At 35.8% G+C, this 24502-nt stretch carries 24 protein-coding genes; 13 read left to right on the forward strand and 11 right to left on the reverse strand.

Annotation, left to right across the window (positions count from 1 at the left end):
- Positions 1-714: 714 nt before the first annotated feature.
- A complete protein-coding gene (locus tag HCX49_RS04355; protein ID WP_168126284.1) occupies positions 715-1572 on the reverse strand; it encodes a hypothetical protein in 858 nt (285 codons plus the stop codon).
- Positions 1573-2031: 459 nt separating this feature from the next.
- Here HCX49_RS04355 and HCX49_RS04360 point away from each other — a divergent pair, with 459 nt between their 5' ends.
- Positions 2032-2223 (forward strand): hypothetical protein, encoded by a 192-nt coding sequence (locus HCX49_RS04360; protein ID WP_168126285.1) that lies wholly within the window; start codon positions 2032-2034, stop codon positions 2221-2223.
- Between the two features lie 610 nt (positions 2224-2833).
- Here the strand turns inward: HCX49_RS04360 and HCX49_RS04365 are convergent.
- The 4 genes from HCX49_RS04365 to HCX49_RS04380 form a co-directional block, all read right to left on the reverse strand.
- A complete protein-coding gene (locus HCX49_RS04365; RefSeq protein ID WP_168126286.1) occupies positions 2834-3244 on the reverse strand; it encodes a lipocalin family protein in 411 nt (136 codons plus the stop codon).
- A 79-nt stretch (positions 3245-3323) separates the two neighbouring features.
- Complete coding sequence (locus HCX49_RS04370) at positions 3324-4241, reverse strand: M43 family zinc metalloprotease (RefSeq protein ID WP_168126287.1); 918 nt, start codon at positions 4239-4241, stop codon at positions 3324-3326.
- A gap of 977 nt (positions 4242-5218) precedes the next feature.
- Complete coding sequence (locus HCX49_RS04375) at positions 5219-6271, reverse strand: IS4 family transposase (RefSeq protein WP_317166822.1); 1053 nt, start codon at positions 6269-6271, stop codon at positions 5219-5221.
- 187 nt (positions 6272-6458) lie between these two features.
- Positions 6459-7121, reverse strand: a complete 663-nt coding sequence (locus HCX49_RS04380; protein WP_168126289.1) for a hypothetical protein — start codon at positions 7119-7121, stop codon at positions 6459-6461.
- Positions 7122-7244: 123 nt separating this feature from the next.
- Here HCX49_RS04380 and HCX49_RS04385 point away from each other — a divergent pair, with 123 nt between their 5' ends.
- Positions 7245-7664, forward strand: a complete 420-nt coding sequence (locus HCX49_RS04385; RefSeq protein WP_168126290.1) for a hypothetical protein — start codon at positions 7245-7247, stop codon at positions 7662-7664.
- A gap of 20 nt (positions 7665-7684) precedes the next feature.
- On the opposite strand, the gene HCX49_RS04390 is transcribed toward HCX49_RS04385, so the two are convergent.
- Positions 7685-8290, reverse strand: a complete 606-nt coding sequence (locus HCX49_RS04390; protein WP_168126291.1) for a hypothetical protein — start codon at positions 8288-8290, stop codon at positions 7685-7687.
- Between the two features lie 594 nt (positions 8291-8884).
- Between HCX49_RS04390 and HCX49_RS04395 the strand changes: the two genes are divergently transcribed.
- From HCX49_RS04395 to HCX49_RS04405, 3 genes are read left to right on the forward strand one after another with little or no spacing between them, the layout of a single operon-like run.
- Positions 8885-10597 carry a TlpA family protein disulfide reductase gene (locus HCX49_RS04395; protein ID WP_168126292.1) on the forward strand — a complete coding sequence of 571 codons (1713 nt, stop codon included), beginning with the start codon at positions 8885-8887 and terminating at the stop codon, positions 10595-10597.
- Positions 10590-13799, forward strand: coding sequence for a SusC/RagA family TonB-linked outer membrane protein (locus HCX49_RS04400; protein WP_168126293.1), 3210 nt, complete (start codon positions 10590-10592; stop codon positions 13797-13799). Before HCX49_RS04395 ends, HCX49_RS04400 begins: the two co-directional genes overlap by 8 nt.
- Positions 13800-13802: 3 nt before the next feature.
- A complete protein-coding gene (locus HCX49_RS04405) occupies positions 13803-15161 on the forward strand; it encodes a RagB/SusD family nutrient uptake outer membrane protein (protein ID WP_168126294.1) in 1359 nt (452 codons plus the stop codon).
- A 50-nt stretch (positions 15162-15211) separates the two neighbouring features.
- On the opposite strand, the gene HCX49_RS04410 is transcribed toward HCX49_RS04405, so the two are convergent.
- The 4 genes from HCX49_RS04410 to HCX49_RS04425 all read right to left on the reverse strand — a co-directional run bounded on the left by HCX49_RS04410 (position 15212) and on the right by HCX49_RS04425 (position 18054).
- A complete protein-coding gene (locus HCX49_RS04410; RefSeq protein WP_168126295.1) occupies positions 15212-15553 on the reverse strand; it encodes a DUF6520 family protein in 342 nt (113 codons plus the stop codon).
- A gap of 207 nt (positions 15554-15760) precedes the next feature.
- Complete coding sequence (locus HCX49_RS04415; protein ID WP_168126296.1) at positions 15761-16237, reverse strand: MauE/DoxX family redox-associated membrane protein; 477 nt, start codon at positions 16235-16237, stop codon at positions 15761-15763.
- Between the two features lie 273 nt (positions 16238-16510).
- A complete protein-coding gene (locus HCX49_RS04420; RefSeq protein WP_168126297.1) occupies positions 16511-17497 on the reverse strand; it encodes a helix-turn-helix domain-containing protein in 987 nt (328 codons plus the stop codon).
- A 170-nt stretch (positions 17498-17667) separates the two neighbouring features.
- Entirely contained in the window at positions 17668-18054 is a 387-nt protein-coding gene (locus HCX49_RS04425) for a hypothetical protein (RefSeq protein WP_168126298.1), read from the reverse strand.
- Between the two features lie 330 nt (positions 18055-18384).
- On the opposite strand from HCX49_RS04425, the gene HCX49_RS04430 reads away from it, so the two are divergent.
- The 6 genes from HCX49_RS04430 (at position 18385) to HCX49_RS04455 (ending at position 21838) form a co-directional block, all read left to right on the forward strand.
- Positions 18385-19290, forward strand: coding sequence for a LytTR family transcriptional regulator DNA-binding domain-containing protein (locus HCX49_RS04430; protein WP_168126299.1), 906 nt, complete (start codon positions 18385-18387; stop codon positions 19288-19290).
- A gap of 110 nt (positions 19291-19400) precedes the next feature.
- A complete protein-coding gene (locus HCX49_RS04435) occupies positions 19401-19766 on the forward strand; it encodes a helix-turn-helix domain-containing protein (protein ID WP_168126300.1) in 366 nt (121 codons plus the stop codon).
- 393 nt (positions 19767-20159) lie between these two features.
- Entirely contained in the window at positions 20160-20816 is a 657-nt protein-coding gene (locus HCX49_RS04440) for a DUF6266 family protein (RefSeq protein ID WP_168126301.1), read from the forward strand.
- A gap of 142 nt (positions 20817-20958) precedes the next feature.
- Entirely contained in the window at positions 20959-21327 is a 369-nt protein-coding gene (locus HCX49_RS04445) for a DUF5675 family protein (protein ID WP_317166823.1), read from the forward strand.
- 129 nt (positions 21328-21456) lie between these two features.
- Positions 21457-21681 carry a hypothetical protein gene (locus HCX49_RS04450; RefSeq protein ID WP_168126302.1) on the forward strand — a complete coding sequence of 75 codons (225 nt, stop codon included), beginning with the start codon at positions 21457-21459 and terminating at the stop codon, positions 21679-21681.
- Positions 21668-21838: a hypothetical protein gene (locus tag HCX49_RS04455; RefSeq protein WP_168126303.1), complete on the forward strand. Its 171-nt coding sequence runs from the start codon at positions 21668-21670 to the stop codon at positions 21836-21838. Before HCX49_RS04450 ends, HCX49_RS04455 begins: the two co-directional genes overlap by 14 nt.
- Before the next feature lie 96 nt (positions 21839-21934).
- On the opposite strand, the gene HCX49_RS04460 is transcribed toward HCX49_RS04455, so the two are convergent.
- Positions 21935-22267, reverse strand: coding sequence for a winged helix-turn-helix transcriptional regulator (locus tag HCX49_RS04460; RefSeq protein ID WP_168126304.1), 333 nt, complete (start codon positions 22265-22267; stop codon positions 21935-21937).
- Positions 22268-22381: 114 nt separating this feature from the next.
- Here HCX49_RS04460 and HCX49_RS04465 point away from each other — a divergent pair, with 114 nt between their 5' ends.
- A complete protein-coding gene (locus tag HCX49_RS04465; RefSeq protein WP_168126305.1) occupies positions 22382-23278 on the forward strand; it encodes an SDR family oxidoreductase in 897 nt (298 codons plus the stop codon).
- Positions 23279-23632: 354 nt separating this feature from the next.
- Positions 23633-24481, forward strand: coding sequence for a helix-turn-helix domain-containing protein (locus HCX49_RS04470; protein ID WP_168126306.1), 849 nt, complete (start codon positions 23633-23635; stop codon positions 24479-24481).
- Positions 24482-24502: the final 21 nt, after the last annotated feature.

Raw genomic sequence — 24502 nt, forward strand, 5'->3', positions numbered from 1 at the left:
TCAATCTTAATCACATTGGCTTTTTTTGCAAATTAGATGTTGATAAAACAACTTTACCAAATTCTGGATATAGGTTATTAACTTGCTATAATGTCTAAAAATCGAAATTTTATAAGGAGTAAAAATAAAGAGCAAAAAGATAAAGGTTCTGGAAGGCTACACATTGTATGGCGTATAACAATAGTTTTGTACATTGTAGTCATGCTGTACTTTTTATTTACATGTGGTGCCAACGGAGCTGATTGGTTTCCAAGAAAACCTATATTTACGAGATAGCTAAGGTAGAACTTATCCGTTTCGAGCGCTTCAAAACCAAGTTATGCAGGGTCTTTATGAAGACAAAAGTTTATCTCCAAACGGTGGTATCCATCTCCAGATACGAGAGCTTACCAACCTAAGCTTTACGAGCTTATAAATTCCTATAAAATATATACCAATGAATAAACCAGGTGTATTCAGTTTATAGCAGGCACTGAAGAAATTGATGTACATGATCATAAAAGATGTATCAAAGAAATGGACGATGCCAATGCACAATAGGGGCTTGAGCATATGACAACTATATACTAAATTTGGAGATAGGCTCAAGCTGGATAGAGGCTTTTAGAATTAGGCTAATTATCCAATGACACAGTTTGAGTTACACTCCCAGATAGAAACTTTTAAAAAGAGACTAATAACACAGTTGCTTGTACACTCCCGGATTTAGATCAATTAGTTTCCTGTATAGTTTCGCATAGTTTTTGGAAGTGAAATTTCTACACTGCCATCTTTTTTTAATTTAAGGAACATTTTTAATTTCGTGTCCATCGGCCTTCCACTGTCGTACATTATTGCTGCTCTCCACTTAGGTTTATACTTTCCAAAATCTTTATTCTTGTCCAAAAAAATAGCCCTTTCAGCAATATCGTTAAGCTCTGAGTTTTTTCCTCCAATTGATTTTACATCTGTAACCTTTCCAGTTTTTAAAATGATTATTTCTAGCACACAAATAGAATCATTAACAGCATCAGATTGGTTTAAACTTAATTCTTTGGCAATCTGCTGTTCCCGTGCCTCTATACTGCCCAAATATTTTGCAGGAAAACCCCATAATGGCATTATCTGTCCGTAGAAGTCTTTATGTGTAGTAAAGTAATATATAGTGCTATCTCTATAAATGGAGATTTTACTTAAGTAATTTATCTCATCATTTTTAGGTAGATTTTTAGGATGTATGTCCTCGATAGATGGTAAATGAAGCCACGGATAATTTTGATTTAAGATATATTTATCGCCCTCAAAATTTAGATCAAAATAATAATTATTTTCTTTATGCAGAAAAGATTGCGAAGTATCTCCATTTTTTCTATCAAATGTTGTTGTCTTTTTTGTAAATAATTTGATGAAGTATGCTTTTTCATTTGAATATCCTACATCTATATGAGTTATATTATCATCTTTAATGCTGTTCTTTACAGAGGAAAATATTCTTGTTTCAAGGAATTCGTTGTACTCCCTTTTAGCGGTATTGTTTTGTGATAATACATTTAATGACAGTAAAAGAGTGCAGAAAAATAGAAGATATTTCATATACATAAATGTGATTACTGATTATAGGCAATGATTTGAATGCCATTAAAGATCAACAGATCCTCTTCAATTTCTTCAAAATCCGTTATTTTCTGTTTCGAATTAAATAAAACAATATCCCAACTCATAATGGGATATAATATGGACGTATTATATAACTAATATAGTATAAATATAATAAATCATTGGTATTCAAATGGTACAAATAAAAATACATGAAAAACTAATATTTATAGCAAATATTAGCTAATATATTTAGTTTTATTATTTATCTTTGGATATTGAATAAGGATGGACACGCTTCAAGATAACTGGTTGCTCAACATTCTTGCGTGTTCGTCCTATTCAATATTGAATTAAAGCAGGGGAGAGTTCTGTAAGTTCACATTATAGTAAAGGGACTTGCGATTGAAATGCCAACCTGTTGGAATGAGGTGATAATGATAAATACTAATTGCGATGAATGTACCATTGACAATCGAGATCTTGAAGGACTTAAAGCATAAGGGATATAATATCCTGAAGTCTGACAATAGTGTGGATGATGTTATACAGCATTTTGTCCCGACAAAAGTAAACGACCTATGGGCGTTTATGAGTGAATTTAAGGAAGTTGTTAAGTGCATCAAAATTGGCGAAGAACCAAAGTAAATTTGCTATTTACATTGTGATTATTTAGATGAGAATGAACTGCTAGAAGAATGGTCAAAGTATACGAAAGAAGATCTCGAAGACTGTGATTTTATTTTTACCACTTACAGAATAATTCGGAGAAACCACTTCACGATCGATTTATCCTATCAAAAAATTCTGGATTAAGGTTAGGAACTTCAGTTAATTCAATTGGATCATCTAAAAAATTTGCAGAGATCTCAAAATTAAAGAAAGTTAGAAAAAGCCATAACCTCTAACCGTTTTCAATTATCTTACAAAATAGCTAAACCAAGTAAAAGGAAGTTGTTTTTAAAATTTTTTAATGGAGGGGTATCAATACCACTCTTTCCATTAAAAATTGATGAACGACATTAAATCTACCCAACAAAAACATCATAGTCATTCATTTTGTCTCTGTTTTTAACTAACCTAGGCGCTTTCTTCTTTTTTGTATAGTGTTGAATAGCATTGGCAATTAATAGCGGTCTAACTGCTTCATCGAAATGTGCTTCACAGGCTAAGAAAATATGCAGTGCAGTTTACGTAGTATAAAAAAAGCTGCCCTTTTCGGACAGCTTCATCTTGAGAAACACAAATAATATTATAATTATTTATCTGAAATTTTTTTGTAATCAAAATAACATCCTTCGGGACAATTTAGATAAGTAGGAGTCAATCTCAAAATACCCTCTTTGATACTAAATATTTCCTTTTGTATCCCTTTACTTAACATATTTTCTTTCCCCTCGCATGTATAATCAAAGATTATATAATTCTCTGAAATTTTGTATGTTCCTTGATCACAGTTCCCACCGAACTTTTTGAATGTTCCATCACTATTTATAAATATTTCTGCTCCATCTTTAATCGACACATGTGAGTCAGGAAGTCCTACATTTTGTGCAATCAATTTCCACTTTCCTTCGATCTTATTTAAATTTACATTTTCAGTTTGTTTACTGCATCCTTGGTTCACTACAGTAAACAGCAATAATGCTATAATAGGTATAATTTTCATTGGTTTCCTTTGTTAATATATTTTGAGAACTATTTTCACTTAATTTCTTACTATTATAACGAATCTGTTATAGAAAATGCTACATCGTTACTGAGTACATAATATACTTCCAGTCACCCGTTCCACAACTATTTTTTGCTCTAGCCTTTAATTGTATAGTACCAGAACCATTAATCTGTATAATCGCTGTTTGTCCTATATTACCATTTCCATTATTGACAGGATTAGTTGAATAGTCCCCAGTTGTAAATATAAAATTACCAAATCCTTTTTCCCATTCCCAATCATTTATTCCAGTAGTATTTGTACCTTTCCCTTGTAAACTTAAAGTTATTTTTGAACCGAAAGGTAAAGAACTTGCTGCTCCTCCATAGTTCATGTCACATGTAGTACTGAAAACATCATTACAATACATATTAAGGGCTACAAGTGGAGTACCGATCCAAACTTCTTTTTTAAGCGTTTGAAAAGGAAGTTTTGCCTCGACAAAAGCTGTTTTTTCATAAATTGACTTAGGTTTAACCGTTATTGAATTACTGTTCTGTGAAATGATATCTACTGTAGAAGAAACATTCCAAACAACATTAGAGCCTCCATTTAGAAGTGTATACACTATATTTTCTCCAGCGCAATAATTCTGTTTATTTGTTGATAAAGTTGGAATTATACAGTTATTTCCGATTACATTTGTTAGGACTGAATTATTAAAAATGGATGTTTTCATTCTTGATTTTTGTCCTTCAGTAAAACGTGCGCTGGTCGATGTATAGTATGACATAATATTATTTAAATCTGGCGTATATCCATTTTCCGTTCCAAACCCCCGGTCAGCAGGAGTATCACAGACCTTGTCTCCACATGTAATACAATTTGACCCATTTATATTTTCCGCACAGCCAGATGTTCCTGGTTTAGTACCCTGAAAAGTATGCCATAAGTCAAGGCAATGTCCCATCTCATGAGCAGAAATAGGAGTGGTTACATAATTCTGATTCATAATTAACGTTTTAGATGGAATTCCAAGGGCCATTCCCAAGACACTAGAACCTCCGCTACTCCACAGATTATTAACTATATAATAATCTATAGCATTCTGTTTCACATTAACATTTCCTAATTGATTAGATTCAGTATCATTATCTATAGAATAATATTTTGAACTGTTTATAAAATCATGACCTGTTGACTTAAAGTATATACCGTGTTTATTGTAATGACGGTTTAAAGAATCAAGTACTATATTTAGATTTGTTTCAGGGTATCCACCTGTTCCATTATCTTGACGTACAATATGAAAGAAAACATTAATACATACAGGTTGATCCGGATCTATTGTAGAATAATTGGCAGAAGCTCTATTTTTAGCCTCAATTTCAGTTGTTGTAGGAGTTGGAGTACCACATATTATTCCATGGTTATCTAATTCTAAATCAGGTTGGTTTTTGTCATTTTTATCATTTTTATTACAAGAACTTATTCCAAATAATAACGGTAGAATAATTAGATAAAAAATTTTTGCTATTTTTATAATTTTTTTCGGTTTTCTCGAAATTATAGCTTTGTTTTTAACTAGTTTTACGGGAAACCGGAAATTGGTGTATTATTTGTTTTTTTTACAATATTTCATTTTTCTCATAATTTAATCTTGATGTGTTTTTTAAAAAAAAATCTAAATTTTTTAAACAATCAGAGCTTTTATAATAGAAGCGAAAAATTTGATATGGACATGATTAAACTATTTGTTAAAAATCAGTCCCGTCCTAAATAAATTTTAGGCGCTTGTTTCCATTTCTAAAACAGCTATTTTTAGATCATTTCAATTTTGATCCTATTTTTTAGTCTGAAAACATTTGTAACTGGCCATTTTTCCCTTTAACTGGTGGCCTGATAAAAGGATCATCTATCCATTGCCATATATTTATTTTTACGAAGATATTCATCCTGATAAATCCCACCAGATTTGATAGATTCCAGTCATATTTTAGCCTTCTTTTGAAGGTATTTTAGTAACAAGATGCCGATCAAGGAAGTCCATATCTGGATCATCACCGCATTTTCGGATGTGCCCACAAATGTCGATACTTTTAAGCGCTGTTTGAGATGCTTAAAGAAGACCTCAATCTGCCATCGCTGTTTGTAAATGTTTGCTACCAGTGAGGCCTTCCACCCAGTATTATTTGTCAGAAAGTGATACTGGGTGTCTGTGGTGCTGTCCCAAAAATGAATCAGGCGCAGCGATTTGGAACTGTATTTATCTGCTGATGGACCAGAAAGCTCAACGATCTGATCTTTAATGATTCCCTTTTCTAAGAGTGCTTCACTCTGATATGACCTGATCACGTTGTACTTCATGTTAGTTTTACTCCTGGTAACAAAATAACAGCCGTTGCTGTCCAAATCCCCGAGCCAGCTGTAATCTACATAACCTCGGTCCACCACCATGACGCTTCCTTTAGAAAAACTGTAGCTGCCCGCACGCTGGCTCTCATGAACCTTTCCGTCCGTAATCTGCATAAAAACAGGCAGACAGCCATCATAATCCAAAACAGTGTGCAACTTTACAGCTCCTTTGGTACTTCTAAACTTAGCCCAGTCAAATACCGATAAGCATAATGGGATAACACTGGCATCCATTAGATAAACCTTGCGCTTTAATTGGTTAAGCTCTTTACGGAAATGGGTATCTTTTTGCCACAGCTTATCCAATAGCGAAAAATACAGATCTTTAAAGAGTTCATGGGTGCGGTGCTTATTGATATAGGAAATATTGGACTTGCTGGGAGCTCTGCCCACACCTAAATGGTTCAGATTACCGGTCGTACTACGCAAGCCATTACTGATATCCCGAACTGAATCTGCAGAAGAAAAATGGCAGAATAACATGCTTGCAAGATGAGTCCAGCTGTTGATCCCTTTGCAATGTTTGTCACTCTTATGTTTAGCAACCAAATCTTTGAATAATTCCCGGTCGATAAGGGATAAAATCTGACTAAAACGTTTAAATTTACCATGGCGGTGTAAGAAAATTTAGCGATTTAAATATAGCAACTTTGCTATACCAAATCACCGCCAATTTTTAAACGTTTAGGACGGAACTGATAAATTTTAGTCATAATAATGAATCTATGAAGAGCTATTAAATCTTTTTTTAACTTAATATAGTTGTTTTTCTAAGTCTATTAGGCTTGGGTTTTCTGAATTATTTATTTGACATTTATCTCCTATCCACCTCTCCAATAAAAACATCATAGTCATTCATCTTGTCTCTGTTTTTAACCAACCTTGGGGCTTTCTTCTTCTTAGTGTAGTGTTGAATAGCATTGGCAAGGAATAACGGTCTAACTGGTTCACCGAAATGAGCTTCACAGTCTAAGAAAATTTCCAGTGCAGATTTAGCAACATTAAAATATCCATTATGGTACTTTTTATCAATCCAACTTTGAATCTGGGTATCTGTTATTAGACTAGACGACTCTAGAAGGATGTCCTTTTCTTCATCACCAAATCTTAAAAATTCCTTCCACTTGCCGTTTCCAATTTTTTGCTCTGCTATATAATTTCTGTTGCCTTGGTCATCAACTTGATAGAGTATTTGAATTTTATGATTGGTACTGCCGTTACTTAATGGAACAAAATCCTCAAGTTCACATTTGAAAATTATTTTGATGGTATTATTTTCACTAAGACCTAAGATTAAAGTATGATCTGGTCGTTCAAAATCTCGCACATAAAGGTCACGTTGTCCCAACAAAAATGCTAGCTCAAATTGACTTAAACCACGGTTATTACGTAATTTAATTATATTGAGCATCTTAATGAGCTCGATATCCGACATACTGCTTATTTTTAAGATCTCAAAATCTAGATTTCGTTTCATTATATGGGCTATTACCGACTTACAACAAATATAATCAAACGAATCTTTAATACTATCTCCTTTAAAAATATATTGTAATGGGAAAAATTTGTAGATTCAATAAATTAACAATGAATAGATCTGATGAATCAAAATCAATTGCAAATATTAAAATTATTGGAAGAACTTCCTGACTCATCAGACTTTGAGTTGGTTCCAGCTACTTCATTACAAATCACTGTTTTTAAAGAACGTGCTTTTACGAAAAAAGTACCTGAAAATGTGATTACGCAATTGATTGAATTATATAAGGTTGCCGATGGATATGTTAATCATATGGTTATAGGCTTTATTAATTGTGATGATGAAACTATATTTGAATGGTGGGGTGTTTATCAAGAGCTTTGGATAGGGCAAAGAGATTTAAATACATTACGTTGGGCAAATGGTACGTTCTGTTTAGGTGATGCCTCCAGCACTAGCTATGACGAATCTTATGAATCACCAACTTTAGTAGGACTTATAGAAATATGTAGAAATGAAATGTTGAGAGCGATCGATTAAATCTTTGGACATTATAAATACTAGTCAACCTTTTTATCAATACTTTCTTTTTTAGGTTTGTATTTTATGTAGGTATTTCTGCCATCAACAATTACGACTTCCAATCTTTTGTTTTTGCCTTTAATAGCACGACTCAATGCATCAGTGAAATCTGAACTCGTCCAAGTCTGATTTTGTAATTTATTACAATGATTCACTATTTCCTCTAAAGTTCTGGCTTTGTCGAAATACTTTGTGTTTTCAATCACCGCATTCAATGTAGATGCAGAGCCTGCTCCTGGTGGGATAGGAGGTATCACTTTTAATACTTTATCTCTTTCTTGAATATCAGAAGGTTGTAAATCTAAGTTGGTATAGCTTGTTTTAAAATCTATTGGTTCACCATTCTCTACACATTCATTTTTACGCTCTTCTGCTTTTAACGAGAAATAGATTGCAATGTGATAAAGAGCTTCTTCGGTATATTTTAGGGCACTAGCCTTACTTTCAATATGTCCAATATATTTTTTACTCTTCCCTAGATAAAGTGATAATTCTTCACCTGAAATACCCAAGCTCAATCTAATTGTGCGAACTGTAATTATTGTTAATAACTCATACGGGGTAAGATACCATTCCTTGTTCATTAATTATAAATGAAGTAATTTTGTTCGCGTATATTGTATTGATATAATAATTTGCTTTTGTAAAATATACTCTGTACTTTAGCGTTAGATTTCGGATTAACGAATTAATCTGAAATACTGGTATTTAAAATAAGAGTCTTGCGATCACAATTTCTCAGGCCGTAACGCAGGGCAGTAGTTTAAAATACCCATGTCTTTTCTTTATATTGCAAATCGTATATTTGCGTATATAAGATGGATATGGGCCTACTGTTAGTCCGTGTTACGTAAGGCCTGAGAACTGATAAGTGGTCACGGCGTGTAGTCCCATATTCATCATACTACCTGCTACTGGACTCGTTAATTATAAAACGAGTTATGAACAAAAAACAAACCACCAAAAACATCATCAAGCCGGCAGATTAGATTTGTTGCGCAAAGTCACTATGCTGACTATCCATTCAAAATGCAATAATGTAGACCATTATATAACCAATTGACGACAACTTAAAATTGCATTTTTTCCATTTTATTTTTTAACTATTGAAAGTTAAATAGGATGCTTATTGCCTAAATTCTTAGCGCCTAATCTACCTTCAATTAAACCTTTAAAAAATGCAAAAAACTTGCAATAGGGAGAGCTATGTGCTGTACCCAAGGAAATTTACTGTCCTAAATCTTGAGTTATTTTTTGGTCTTCAATCAAAAACAAACCAAAAAATAAACACATTGAAAAGTTCTATACTAAAAATTGAAAACGTTGGACATGATTACGCCCTACAAGAGCATGATCAAGATACGATTTCATATATAAAAATACATTGGAAACTAGCGCTATGCATCCTGCTTTCTCCAATGCTCCATGCCTTTAATCTACTCTTATGCTTATTAAAGGCCATTAAAGGAATTGCGATACCCTATATCATGACCATCGCAGTATTTCATAGTTTATGTTTATCAGCTCAGACACCCCGCAAGGACAGCGGGGTGAATGGGTTGGCTACTATTAAACCACTCAAGATAGGTGATACCATACCAGAATTTCTCTGGAATATGCCATTGGAGGTGGTTAATCATTCCTCAGGAAAGAAAACAATAACGCTCAATGATTACAGAGATAAGAAATTGATCATATTGGATTTCTGGGCCACTTGGTGCGGTAGTTGCTTGATGTCAATGCCCAAAATGCACGAATTGGAGAAACAATTTCAAGATCGTATTGCTGTTATACCAGTGACACAGGAATCAACAGAAAAAATCAAAAACAGTAAACATCGCTTCAAATCGATCACCAACGGTCATATACTAAATGATTTTTTTCCACATCAAAGTATACCATACATCGTCATAATCAATCAGTATGGGACAATTGAAAAAACTACTGTACCGTCCTATTTAAATGCAGATGTCTTACAGAATATGATAACAGGTTCTGATTATTATCTTCCCGAATTTCAAGAAAAACTGGATACAACGTTACTCACATTTACTTTTAAAGATCGTCAGCAGCATCTGCCAACTTACTATTCTAGCGTAATGGGGTTTACAGATGGTTTTGGAATTGACCAGGGACATATAGTTGACTCAAACAAACATATTCAATCTGGTTTCTATCTCAATTATCCTTTGATCCGTATGTATCAAACTGCATTTGTTCCTAATTTCAATATTACGTTGCCCAGTAGACGTGTTTTTTTATTCGATGACGCAGCTTCCATTGACTTTATGCTACCAGATTACAACCATCAAAAGTATGATCTTTCCTTTGAATATAGCGTTCCAATAAATTGGTCTTCACTTCAGATTCATAAAAGATTGCAGCATGATCTGCAGGATTTTACTGGACGTGTAGCAAGTATTCGAAAATTTAATGTACCCTGTTTAGTTGTAAGACCCAAGATTGACAAGGAAATACTTCCTGCAAAAATCAAAGATTGGCATGGTATAGTCATCTCCGGTTATTTACAGACTAGAATTCCGAAAGAAATTGGGCCGTCAACATTAGGTGAACAAAATTATATGCGAAGGTATAAGTTAAAAGGATTGATTCACTTTCTTAATAATTTATCAGCGTCGCCTCATCCTTTTTTTATCGATGAATCAGGAATAACGTATCCAATAGATCTTGACCTTCCCGATAATCTGAGAGATTTTCAGGAACTCAAACAATGTTTTGGAAAACAGGGGTTAGACTTGATACTTGAGCATCGGGAACTGGACATGTTTGTTTTAGCAGATAGAATCTATTCTGATGAGCAATTGGAAAAAATGGAACTGATGCTATCCTCTTTTGGTTATACTAATAAAAAGGAGAACCGTCATGATTAAGATAAAAGTATTTAGTTTGATCCTAATACTTTTATTAGGAACTGGGGAATTACTGGCCCAGAATAAGACTTTTCAAATAAAAGGAAAGGTGGTTGCAGAAAATGTAGCAGTCGATCATGCTACCGTGAGGATATCTGGGTTTGACAAAACACTTATGACCAATGATTTGGGGGAATTTGAATTGACTCTTCCATCTACGGGAGCTTTATTTAAAATACAGATCAGCAAGGTAGGGTATATAACCACCTCTCGGGAAGTTGGTGCTCAGAATAATGATACGCTTTTACTGGAAATGAGACCTGATACTCGTATACTAGAAGAGGTAAATATCCAAACCGGATACCAAGCAATACCTAAGGAAAGAGCTACAGGTTCTTTTGAACAAGTGAACAATAAATTATTCAACCGACAGATTGGTATGGACGTTATCAGCAGATTAGACGGTATCATGCCCAATCTTTTATTTGATAAGCGTGGTGGAAATGAATCAAATATGATTTTAAGAGGAGTAGGAAGCTTAGAGGGGTCGCAAGCGACAGCTCCATTGATAGTTCTTGATAATTTTCCGTTCGAAGGGGATCTCAGTAGTATCAATCCCAATGATGTGGAAAGTGTAACCATGCTGAAAGATGCAGCTGCCTCATCCATCTGGGGAGCAAAAGCTGGTAATGGTGTTTTAGTCATCACGACAAAAAAAGGTAGTCTATCTTCCAAATGGAGACTTTCTATGACTGTAAACACAACATTCACGGAAAAGCCTGATCTTTTTTATTTACCGCAGATGACTTCTAGTGAGTTTATAGATGTGGAAAGATTTCTATTTGATAAAGGAGTTTTTAATAACGCTTTGAGTAATAACACTACCCGACCTGTACAGACTCCAGTAGTGGAATTGTTAGAGAAAAATAGAAAGGGGCTGATTTCTGATGATGACCTGGAATTTGAAATTGATCGGTACCGTACCATTGACTTAAGAGACGATCTGAATCAATATTTCTATCGAACAGGTATCAGCCAGCAATATGCTACTTCTCTGAGCGGTGGAACTGATAAACTCAGTTCCTATATTTCCATGGGATATGATCATAATGTGTCAAATGCGGTCGGGAATCGATCAAAACGGACCAATTTAAATGTAGAAAATACCTTTAAACCTCTTCAGAAATTGGAATTTAGAGTAGGTGTGAGATATGCTCACCTAGCAAGTGAAAATAATAATTTGGGCGGTCTTTTTATGACAACAAGTCGTCCTATGTATCCGTACGCCGACATTGTCGATGAACTCGGAAATGCACGGGTAGTAGAGAAAAATTTTAGAAATAATTATCTCGATCAGGTCGATCAACAGGGACATTTATTGGATTGGAGATATAGACCTTATAATGAGCTGTCTTTAGCAGATAACAACTCTAATACAAATAACCTATTGTTAAGTGGAAGCGTCAAATATGATTTACTACCTTCGCTTTCTGCAGATATACAGTATCAGTACAATTATCAACCTGAAACTGGTCGTAACCATTATAGTGAACATAGCTTTTTCAGCCGAAACATGATCAATATGTATAGTTCGGTTACCAATAATACCGTCATACGACCTGTGCCAATTGGGGGAATTTTGGATAGATCGCATTCAACCCTAAATTCGAATTCGATTAGAGGGCAATTGGCATATAGTCAAGATTTTAATGATCAAAACTTCAACGCAATAGGCGGGATGGAGATAAGAGATGTTAAAAGCTCGGGTTTTAATAACCGAGAGTATGGTTATAAGGAAGACTTACTCTTGAGTTCGCCAGTTGATTATAACAGCAGATTTACTCAGTATGATAATTTAGCTTCGGCAAGTATTATTCCTTTTTCTAATAGTGCTTTTGGAAGGAATGATCGCTTTTTATCCTTTTACTTTAATGGTTCCTATATGTTATACAAAAAATATATGCTATCCGCAAGTGTGCGAAGAGATGCGTCTAATTTATTTGGTATTGAAACCAATGCAAAATGGAACCCCTTATGGTCAGTAGGTGCTGCTTGGAATTTGCACCATGAATCGTTTATGAAGGAATCTCCGCTACAACTGCTCAAAATGAGGGCTACTTATGGTTATAGTGGAAAGGTTCCTGCTGGTTATGGAGCATTAACGACGCTTAAATATAACGGAATTAGTAAGATTGGTAGATTTCCGTATGCGGTGGTAGTCAATCCTCCGAATCCACAGTTGAGATGGGAAAAGGTTGCTACGTTAAACCTTGGAATAGACTTTGCTTTAAAAGGAAACTGGCTATCGGGTAGCATTGAGTATTATGAAAAGAAATCAACTGATTTAATTGCTCCAGTGACTTCAAATATTACAGTAGGATATGCAATGGTTTCCCGTAATAGTGCAACAATTTTAAACTCAGGTTTAGATGCGCAGTTGCATGCAGCAAAAAAAATAGGAAACTTGTACTGGAATGGTGATCTAAATATTTCATATAATAAAAATAGAATTTTGAAATATATGCTTGCCAGTACGAGGTTAAGTAATTGGGTGGGAGCAGGGGTGTCTGTCTCGCCAATTGAAGGTCAAGCTGCTTATCCACTGATAAGTTATAAATGGGGTGGATTGACTCCCGAAAATGGAAATCCCGTTGGTTACCTGAATGGTGAAAATACGGTCAATTATGCACAGTTGATTCAGAATGTAACAAAAGATGATCTTATCTTCCATGGTTCTGCTTTACCAGAGTATTATGGTGCATTCAGAAATATGCTGTCATGGCGTAATTTGTCTGTCTCAGCAAATATTAGTTTTAAATCTAATTACTATTTTCGACGTAAATCAATTGACTATACCCAATTACTAAATGCTAATGCTAGGGTTGGTTATGGCGATTTTAAGGATAGATGGCAACAGCCTGGAGATGAAAACAGGACAACAGTTCCGTCAATGCAGTATCCGGTAGATACCAGAAGAAATACCTTTTATCAAAATGCGGAAATTACAGCAGAAAAGGGAGATCATATACGTCTGCAAGATATCAGTATTAGCTATCTTTTGGCCAATAAAAGTTTGAGTAAACGATTTAAGGATCTTCGTTTAACGGCTTATCTACGTAATCTTGGTGTTTTATGGAGTGCAAATAAGCTGGCACTAGATCCCGATTTTAGATCTTTACCGCTTCCTGCCAGTTATTCGCTTGGTTTAACTTCAAATTTTTAAATTATGAATCGTTACTTATATATTCTCTTTATTTGTGCTGGTATATTATCTCATTTATCATGTTCAAAATATCTGGATCAAAAACCTGATCAATCCTTGTCGTTACCTGATAACGTCAAAGACCTTACTGCTCTCATGGACTATGAAACCATTATGACACAATATCATCCTGAAGGGGGTGATATAAGTGCAGATTATTTCTTTCTTAATGATGCAGCATGGAATGAACAAAGTATTGATGCTCGCAATATGTACGTTTGGGATAGTGAAGCGCAACATAATGCAGATTGGTCCTATTCCTATGAACGTATATTTAATTGTAATGTAGTGTTAGACAATATCGATAAAGCAAAGTTAGGGAGTTTGACAGAATTTGATAGAATGGCAACTAAAGGAAGTGCCTTATTTTTTAGAGCCTATACCTTTTTACAATTGGCACAACTTTACTGTCCGCATAACACGGTAAATATGCCTGATTCAGAGTTCGGTTTAGTACTTAAATTGAAAGCCGATATAAATGAACCCATTATCAGGTCTACTGTTAAAGATACCTATGTACAGATTATTTCAGATTTGATACTTGCAGCAGAACTTCTTCCTGCAAAGAGAAGTATTCAAACTAGACCTTCAAAAGTAGCGGCATATGCTGCTCTTTCCAGAGTTTATCTATTCATTGGCGATTATCTAAAATCGCTTGAATATGCTAAATTATGTCTTGATATCCAGGATGAACTCCTTGACTATAATAATGTGAATGCTAATGCTACTTTGCCCTTTACAATATTGAATAGAGAAGTGATTTTTCATGCAATCACGCTATCATCATCGGGTACTCATGCTCAACAGAATGCTTTTGTAGATACAGTATTATTTAATAGTTATGAAGATAATGACCTTCGGAAAAAGGCATTTTTTCGAAAGGACAATAATGGGTATCATAATTTTAAAGGATATTATAATGGTGATGGATTTAATCTTTTTGCCGGCCTAGCAGTTGATGAAGTATATCTAAATAAGGCTGAATGTGAAGTCAGATTAAAACAAGATCAACAAGCTTTAACAACCCTTAATCATATCTTAAAGTTTAGATTACAACAATCACAATTTAGTGTGATAAGAGGACTTCATGGTGATGATTTATTAAGGCGAATATTAAAAGAGCGTGAAAAAGAACTATTATTTCGGGGAGGAATTCGTTGGCCGGATCTCCGGAGATTAAACTACGAGGGTAAGTTTACAAAAACAATCGTCCGAAATGTAGGAAGTAACAAGTTTGAATTGAAGCCTAATGATCCGAGATACACCTTGTTACTCCCTTATGATGTAGTTTTAGAGAGCGGAATAAAACAAAATCCGAGGTAAAAGAACGGGACATGCCTTTGCAAGCATGTCCCATTTTTTTATCCATTCTATTATGGATTGGTATAATCTCCTCTTGTAATGTTTGGATGAGAAGTATTATTCTCCAATGCGGTTTCTAAACCAGTCACGGCGCTAAAATCTGGCTGTCCGTTTGCATCCTCAGGTGCTGAAACAACACAAACCTTAAGTGATCCACTGCAATTTTCTGTAGAACCATTTGGAACCTCAATGTAATCTTCTGGGGCAGTTTGATCTGTGCCATTAAACATCCATTCTTGACTCGTGTTTAATTTCCCATTTTTGTTGCTTGCGTCTTGTTTTGCATTTGCAACATATACACTTACTGCTAAGATTCCTGCCAACATGGGCAGTACTAATTTTGTTTTTTTCATTTTGTTTAATTTTAGAGTATATAATTTTTGGTCACCACGTCATCATATACAATTACCCTGTCTTGGCGACTTGCCGTTTAATAGGGATGATTCCATATATGGAACTTTAAAATATCTGAATTGTCGCAATCCCAAGCGAACGCAATCGGATATAAAAACATGGAGTTACCATTATTTGAATTCCCGTCGGAATTCACTACGCATAGTTTATTTTTTACTTCTATTTAATTTATAATACATGTATAACGCCACAATACTCACGCTTGCAATAGCAGTGTTGAAATAGAAATGCCGCTGCCAGCTCATTTTTTCAAATATTTTTCCGCACGCACAAACCACATAACCATAGAATTCAATATAGGCTAGGTATGCATAGACCGAATAAGCCGTCATCAAAATTGTGCCCGTCCATAAACCCCACCGCCTAGTGTGATCATTAAACAATAAGCACAATGTACCAAGCTCCAATACGGGAAGTACATAGGACAATATAGGCTTTGACCAATTGGGCAGTGGTTGTCGGCTCAGCTGTGTATCAAAAACTATATGATTCATAACCTTACCCATACCTGTATTAAAAAATAAGATGATCAGGATTGTTGTGGCTGTCCATATGACAATCCTTTGCAAAATGCTTTTTATGGAAGAGCTTCTTTTCCAATGGTATGTTATCTGTTCTGACATAATATTCTTTTTAAATTAGCGTCTTACATTTTCTGTCAAATGATTAAATCAAAATTAAAAAAGTCCCTTTCAACCTACTTTTTGTTTTTCACCTCTTTAACCATTTTGATTTCTAGCCTTCTCTCTTTGCTCCAACCTTCTCTCTTTTATAACCCTTATACAATCTTTATCAAAGATAGAGCGCATAAGCAGGTGAGCGTTAGGCTGAATGTTGTCTTTGAGTAAGCTATATGTTGTTAGGGAGTGGTGGGGTAGCGGCTTTGTGCTTTCTTTTTAGTGTTTTTGATATTGCGCAAGGGATTGTCCTTTCATCTTTTTGAAAAAACGGTTGAGTTCACTAAGCCCTGCGAAATTCAATTCATAGGCAAGACCCGATAGGTTATTGTGAAAATGATCGTATTCTCGTAATATCCTTTCAACCAGCAGTTCATTGCGGTAGGTTGACAGGCTGCAGTGGTAATATTCTTTATGAAGTTTATAGAGCCGGCTGCGGTCTACCTGTACACTTTCTGCAAGGTCTCCGATAAGAGTTTTGTTGCCGTACTGGTCGATAATGAGTCTTAATATTTCTCGGACATGTTTGATAATAGTAAGCGGTGTATTGATGGATCCGTCTCCCATCATGATTTTGAGTCGAGATAATTTGATCAAGTAAATCTGGTGCCGAATCAAAATATGTTCATTGTCCAACACTTTGGGATTTAGATTCTGGAATATCGCATCGAGCTCGTATTTCGTTAATGTACCGATCAAGAAATCCACACTCTGCATCGAAATACTATTGCCTACACGCTTTGCCTCCACTAAAGGCATAACAAATTCAAAGCTCCGCGCAATGTTGGGACGGAACAGACCGGCATCGAGCGTGATGCCTCTCACGATATAATGTCCAATGGGTAGATCGACGTGAAAGTCCGCAACGGATAGGTAGAGATAAGATGCTCTGTTTTGGTTCAGGGTTAACTTGATATCAAGCAGCTCATCGTGCATGATCAGTGGCTGCTCGCCAATTTCAATCGGATAGCACAGGTGGAGATCTGGTGCATGGGATCGAAAAGTGACAGTAGTTGCTTTACTGATCCAAAATTCGAAATAATGAAGGTAGGCATATCGTCCATCGAAAGTCTGTTCGGCAACCAGGTTGCCGTCAAACTCCCAATAATATGTCTCTGTATTGCGCATGATATAGCTGATTTCTACTTTTGGGTTCATCACTTCCTTTGCCCCGAAGGGTAGGTTTAAAGTAATGGTTCTTTTCATAATAGGCTTTTGTTAATTTATATCTGGTCAGATTGTTTAGGTCTTTTTTTATAAAGCAACGGAACGCTTCTTTCGTTCCGTTGCTTTATTTTTCTTGAAATTTTTGATGTTCAAATACACATTTACCTGGTATGGCGGGATGGAAATAACATCGATCGCAAGGTCATTTATTAATAGCTGATTACAAAGACAAATTCTCCCTCAGCTTGAAGTGCTTCACCAGTAGCAGCACTGCTGTTAATGGGATTGTGTGACTCACCTCTTTTTACTCCTAACACACTGATACCCGGACCAGGCTTTTCAGGTTTGACCAGTCTTATCGGCAATTCAAGTGTTAAAGTGAGTGTAAGCTGGTTACTTATAACGAAAATAAAATCATCATCCAGTGCATCTAACCATTCTTCCTGCTCGCTTGTAAAGTAAAACATGGATTTTAATGTAAGCCTGAATGACTGCTGAAGTGCTTGAATCTGTTGTTTTTTTTGAAAATCATTTTGTGCGTAAAATTCGAGATACCATACTCGAACACCTTCGGGTGTAAATTCTTTCTTTTCCATTTTAGTTTTGTTTTTTTAAGATTCTTAAATTTCGGTTTACTATTATGGGTTTGCAAATAGTTAAAATGGGTTTTTTACCGAATAGGGAAAGAATAAATACCGAAAAGGGAAAACATAAAATTGATAAAAACAACAAAGTGACTGCTGAAATCTCCTGCGTAATTGATATATTGTTTCCTATTTTTTAATTACGAATGTATTTTGCTTATCTAAGCTCATTTAATTATCTTTGAGTTAATCCTAAATTTATGTATAGTATTATCAATTTTATCTTCAACTATTTTTAGTCAAAATTATAACAGAACATTGAAATGTAGTTAACCTCATGTTATGAAGCGAACTGTAAAAAAAACCATGTGGCTCGTATTTATTCTGCTCAGTGTTGCAGGTGGTCTTGTGATGTATCTCATCAATGAGCACGAAAGCTTATTCGAAATTTTAGATGATCAATATCTGCTTAAAAATCTAAGTATCAGCATTGCCTCTGTCGCACTTTTTTTGCTAGTCTCTTATCAATCCAGCAGGTTAGTATCGAATTTTGTTCCATATGATCAGTCAAAAGTGGCGCATTATTCATGGTATTTTGTTTTACAGTTCTTGATCAGTGGGGGCTTAAGTTTGTTTACCGCAATCTTCTCGGCAGCGGTGATCGTGTATGCAAATAGCGACAGATGGTTGGGCAATACCTCTTACTTCAGTGTTGACATTTATTTTGTCCTTTTGTCTACTGTATTTGTTCAGATTGTACTGTTCCTGATTTACTTTTTTGTTAGTAGCGTGCAAGGCCGGCATCGATCTGAAAAGCTTACAGTGCTCTTAGAATCGGAATATATCAAATTATTGCAAGAAGTTTCTGTCCGCAAACTCGAAATGGATAGTCCGGCTCCTGAAAAGCAATATCTACAGGAATTAGATGGCATTGATCTAACCGATATTAATTATATCTATAGTGAACAAAAGATTCGCTACATCCAAAGTGAGGTTCGGGGTAAAACCATGTTTGAAGGGTTGACGCTCTCTGAATTAATTCGAGTGTTGCCTTCGGATCAATTTTTCTTGGCAAGCCGGCATCTTATTATTAACCGCAGTTCTGTTAAATCTTATAGAATATTGAGCAATTATAATATTGAACTGGAATTAGATCCACCGTTTCATTTGAAAACGACTTTAAGTGAAACAGTAACAAGATTTTTTAAAACCTGGTATATGCGCGGGACGGATGATTTGGCCGATTAGGCGAAAATATAGATTGCAAGTTTGATGGTTTAACTTGCCAGTTCCGGACATTTTGCGCTGGGGCTGGTATCACTATGCTGTTTATCGAACAGCCGCAAACATATTGAATAATGAAAAAATGGTTACTAAATATACTTCAATGTATTCAAGATATCTATCAAATTCTGAAAGAAATAAAAGCGCTCTATAATCAATTTACAATAGTTACTGCTCATCTACAAACAATTATCCGACTCATAGAAAACTATAATCAACTCGCGGAAGAACGTGAAAAAACAGTTGACATTGATCAGCACCAGATTAAACTGTTAGATATAGGACAGGTAATGAAGATACTAAATATATCAGAGTCAACTTATTACCGATGGGTGGAGAATGGAGAGCTTCAACCTAGGAAAAAAGGCAAGCGCCACTATTATTATTTATTTGATTTGCAGGATCAAATCGCAAAATGCAAGTTGAAAGGACGGCTCTAGTTCTTCGGCTGCTGTTCGGGAGCGCTTCGAGAGGTGTTCGAGAAGTATTCGAGACAGGTTCGGGACTTGCTCGGGTGAGGTTCGACTGCTGTTCGACTGGGCTTCGGCAAGTTGCCGAAGCCCAGTCGAACACTTGCCGATAAATGGTCGAAGCAACCTCGAATCAGCCTGCTGACTAGGTCAAACTTTAGTCGAAAAGCAGTCGAATATTTTTGCCTTATGTGTCGCTATTTTTAATATTTACACCTTTTACTTTTCTATTTATGACAGGGAATGAAAGTCGTTCCTATCATGTGCTATCATGCCCTGTCATCACTCGTATTTTCGTGTTTTCGCCCCTAATTTAGCTCTCGATATCAGTAAAAACCGGCATGCAGGTTATAGTGTAAACAATTGAAAATTAGAACAATGGCAAGATTTTTAAAAGGAATTGTAGGAGCGTATTCGGGTAAAGTGGGAAGCGTAGTGGGAAGCTCATGGAGAAGCGTAGATTATGTCAAATCGCTACCAAAATTTACGGGGAAAAAAGCAACAAATGGACAAATTGCTCAGCGCTCAAAGTTTGCTCTGGCAGTAGCTTTTTTATCACCGATCAAGGATTTACTCAACCTGGGTTATTCGGATAAGCTGCAAGGCAAGGCGACGGGATATAACAAAGCGCTGCAGGCAGTGCTTAGCAACGGTATCTCGGGTGTCTATCCAAGCCTGGAAATTGACTATTCGAAAGTGGTAATCTCCAAAGGTGCTCTTTCCAATTTAATGGGCGTAGCATGGGCGGAAATCAATGCTGGCGAACTGGAGCTTTCCTGGTCTCCGGAAATTAACAAGTTCAATGCTTTCGCTGACGATTCAGTAGTGCTTCTCATGTACAATAGGACGAAGAACTTCTTCAGTATTATGGAGTCTGGAACGCGGTTGGATGCAACCTTATCGCTGCCTTTACCGGCAAGTTATTCTGGTGATACTTTGGAAGGCTGGATCTTCACGGGGCACCGTGATGGTGTCAAAACTTCATTGAGTTACTACCTGGGTCAATTGGTATTAGCATAACATGTAGCTCTGTTTTTAGGGGGGTGAACCGATGGTTTGCTTCCCTAATCTCTAAAAATCAAATTCCATGAATTTAACATTAGTCCGTGTCAAACAGGGGAAGGAAAGTACCTTGTCTGAGCTATACCTCGATGACTAGTTTATCGGATACGGTCTGGAAGATGCTGTCCGTAAAACTAAAATAAAAGGAAGCACTGCAATTCCACCTGGTAAATACAGGCTTGGCCTGAATACCTACGGCGCGATGAACGCGCGCTATAAGAGAAAATTTCCAAAGATCCACCGTGGGATGATCGAGATCATGCAGATCCCGAATTTTAAGTACGTCTATATCCATATCGGTAATCACATCGGGGATACCTCCGGCTGTGTACTGGTTGGAAATAAGATGGCCTTAGTGGATGGCGATTACGAGATCTATCAGTCTAAAAAGGCGTACGTAGCGCTCTATGAGAAACTGGTGGAGATGATGGTGAACGGAGAGGTGTTTATTGAAGTGATCAGTAAATGAGTAACGAAGTGACGGAGTTACACAGGGAATTTCTAACTTATTAACTCTCTCACTTCCTAGCTATTTATTAACCTACTCACTCACTCACTCACTCACTCACTCACTTTCTAACCTTCTAACATTAAATAAATGAAAAAAATAATTCAAAAAATAAGTGCGGCGTTGCAAGTGGTCTTGTTGGCGCCGATTAAACTGCCGGGAAAGGCATTGAATATTATTAAATACATTGCATTGGGTCTTGGTGTGGTGGAGACGGTGCTGGATGATAAAGACAAAAAAGGAGAGGAGCAGTCACCACCACCAGAGCAGATACTTCGGAATAAAGAAAAGGGGGTGCTTGATGAAGATGAATGATATCCGTATCGGTACTTTAGGGGGTACGCTATGTTCCATCTGGGCGAGTTTTTCTCTTGGTGATGTCATGCATACTGCACTGATGGCTGTAGTCGGGACTGTTGTAAGTTACCTGACAAGTAGATTTTTAGGTAGGTTAAGGGGGAGACACAAATAGATGAATTACTAGGCTGTTCTATTATTGGATCAGCCCAGTAGTTTCTATCAATTGATAAGATCAGTACTTGGTATCAAAAAATAGTAAAATTTATCCTTAAACTAAATTTTCGAGACCAAATTGAGCCAGTTGATCAACTATCGGCAGGGTTTTCAATCCTAATTCGGTTAGTGTATATTCCACTTTGGGAGGAACTTGATGATAGACTTTTTTAATCACCAATTTATTCTCAACCAGCATATTTAATTCTTGAATGAGCATTTTTTCACTGATGCCGGTCACTGTTCTTTTTAGTTCGCCATACCGCACTGTATTTTCGTTGATCTGGAATAGGATCATCAGTGTCCATTTTCCAGCCAACAAAGATAATGAGGCTCTTACAGGGCACCTCTCGTCACAAGGAGCAGTTGATTTTATTTTTTTTTCCATTGATATTCAGCTATTCTAACCATTTGGTAAGTACCAAACTATTTTGTAAGTACTTGTGTAAAAGTAAGTTAATTATTAGATTTGACCAAGTTATAGATAAAGAAACATAAGCAAATGAGAATTTTAGTATTTGGAGCTACGGGCTCACAACAGTTCAATGTAATTGGCGAAGCAAAGAAAAAAGGTGCAGAAGTATTTGCTGCGACCAGTTCGGAAAAAAGTTTTGAAAAATTAACTCAAGCAGGTGCAACACCGGTATTGGCAAACCTGAATGACGCAGCCAAAATGCTAGAAATTACGCAGGGTATTGATGCTATTGCTTTTATGATTCCTGTTTCATTGCCGAATCCATTTGATGGTTTACAATATTCAAAAAATGTGATTGATGCTGCGAAAGCAAATGGAGTTAGTAAAATTGTTTGGAATACAAGTGGTTGGTTAGAGTCTCAAAAAGTAGGTTCTCCGGTTGATGACGTGAAATTGGATGTTCAAGATTATTTGAAAAATAGTGGAGTGGACTATGTTATTATCGAACCTACAATCTATATGGAAAATATGATGGGTGCATTTTGTGCCCCGTTTATAACAAATGAGAAAAAATTGGCTTATCCTACTCCCGAGGCGATGCCAATTGGCTGGATTGCGTCTAGAGATGTGAGCGCTTTTGTCGTTGAAGCGATTTACAATGTTGCTTTAAAAGCAGATGCTTTCAAAATCAGTGGCATGGAAAACCTAAAAGGGAATGATCTGGCGACGCAGTTTTCTAAGGGAGTAGATGAAGAAATTGTGTATTATCCTCAAAAACCTAATGAATTTGGTGATATATTAAAACCGTTTGTGGGAGAAGCAGGTGCAGCTAGTGTTGCAGCTTATTACGAGAATCTTCAGAACGCAACTGAATTTCCACCTAAGTTTAATTCGAAAATGAATGAAATTTTGGAAAAACTTCCTGTGGAAATGACTTCGTTAGCGCAATGGGCTCATGATAATAAAAATTATTTCATTAAATAACCAATTTGTTATTATAGTAGAAAGGAAAGAAACTGTCCCATTATGCTATTCAAGCGAAAGTGAGATCAGAGTTGGGGAGTACTTATCTGGTTTACATAAGAAACCAGATGATGTCAATTCGGATTTAATACCTATGAATAATTTAAACAGGGACGGCTGGCGCTACGCAATGCCGTCCTGTTTTTTTATGATTAACCTTTTTGAAATGATTTCTTAATCTTGTTGTGCAGAAATTTATATATTAATCGATCCAGATTATATATTGCGCTACAAATGTGTAGTAATAGCGCTTTAATTTAAAGACAGTATTTTACAAAATTAATCACGTCAACGTATCATTTAAACTTGTCTATTATGGAGATTTCAAAATCATTCGGAAACAAAAAAATTGGCTATCTGCAATTTGACAGTTCAATTTCATCTCCTAATTTTACTTTGCCTTGCCTGAAATCAAAGGATTGTTATATCATTCTTTATGCAGCTAGTGGAAGTACGATAAGAGTTGATTTTAAAGACTATAAAACCGAAGAGAATACATTGTTTTTTTTTAATATTGGACAGCAATTTCAAATTGGTGATCGCAGTAAAGGGAAATTGATCTATTTCAATCCCCAGTTTTACTGTATTGCTTTCCACGATAAAGAGCTCACCTGTGATGGCGTTTTGTTTAACAATGTTTTTGAAACACCGTATATTAAATTGACAAAGGATGAAAATAATGCATTTAATAGGATAGTCGATGAGATAAGTCAGGAATTGAATAAGGAGGATTATTGGACTGAGGAAATGACTAGAACAAAACTTAAAGAGCTGATCATTACATCAAGCAGAGCGTGGGTAGACCGAACGTCTGAACAAATTTATCTTGGCACTCAAGAGGGTGAGGTGAGTCGAAAATTCAGTCAATTGCTTGAAGCAAACTATCACCGATTTCATCGCGTTGGGGTATATGCGGAGCTGCTAAACATCAGCCCTAAGACTTTGACTAGAAAAATTGTACATGAAAAAGGTATAGCACCTAATACCATTATAAAGAATAGGATTATGCTACAGGCAAAGCGATTGCTTGCCAATACAGATCTTACGGTAAAGGAGATAGCTGTCCAGCTTGGATATGATGACCAATCTTATTTTGTCCGTTTTTTTAAAATACAAACAGAAAAATCACCTATTGAATTTAGAAAAACACAAAGCAAAAACTAAAGAATGGGCAAAATGTCCTAT

Origin of the sequence: Sphingobacterium sp. B16(2022) (assembly GCF_012030425.1) — a bacterium.
In the GTDB taxonomy this organism is placed as follows: Bacteria; Bacteroidota; Bacteroidia; order Sphingobacteriales; family Sphingobacteriaceae; genus Sphingobacterium; species Sphingobacterium anhuiense.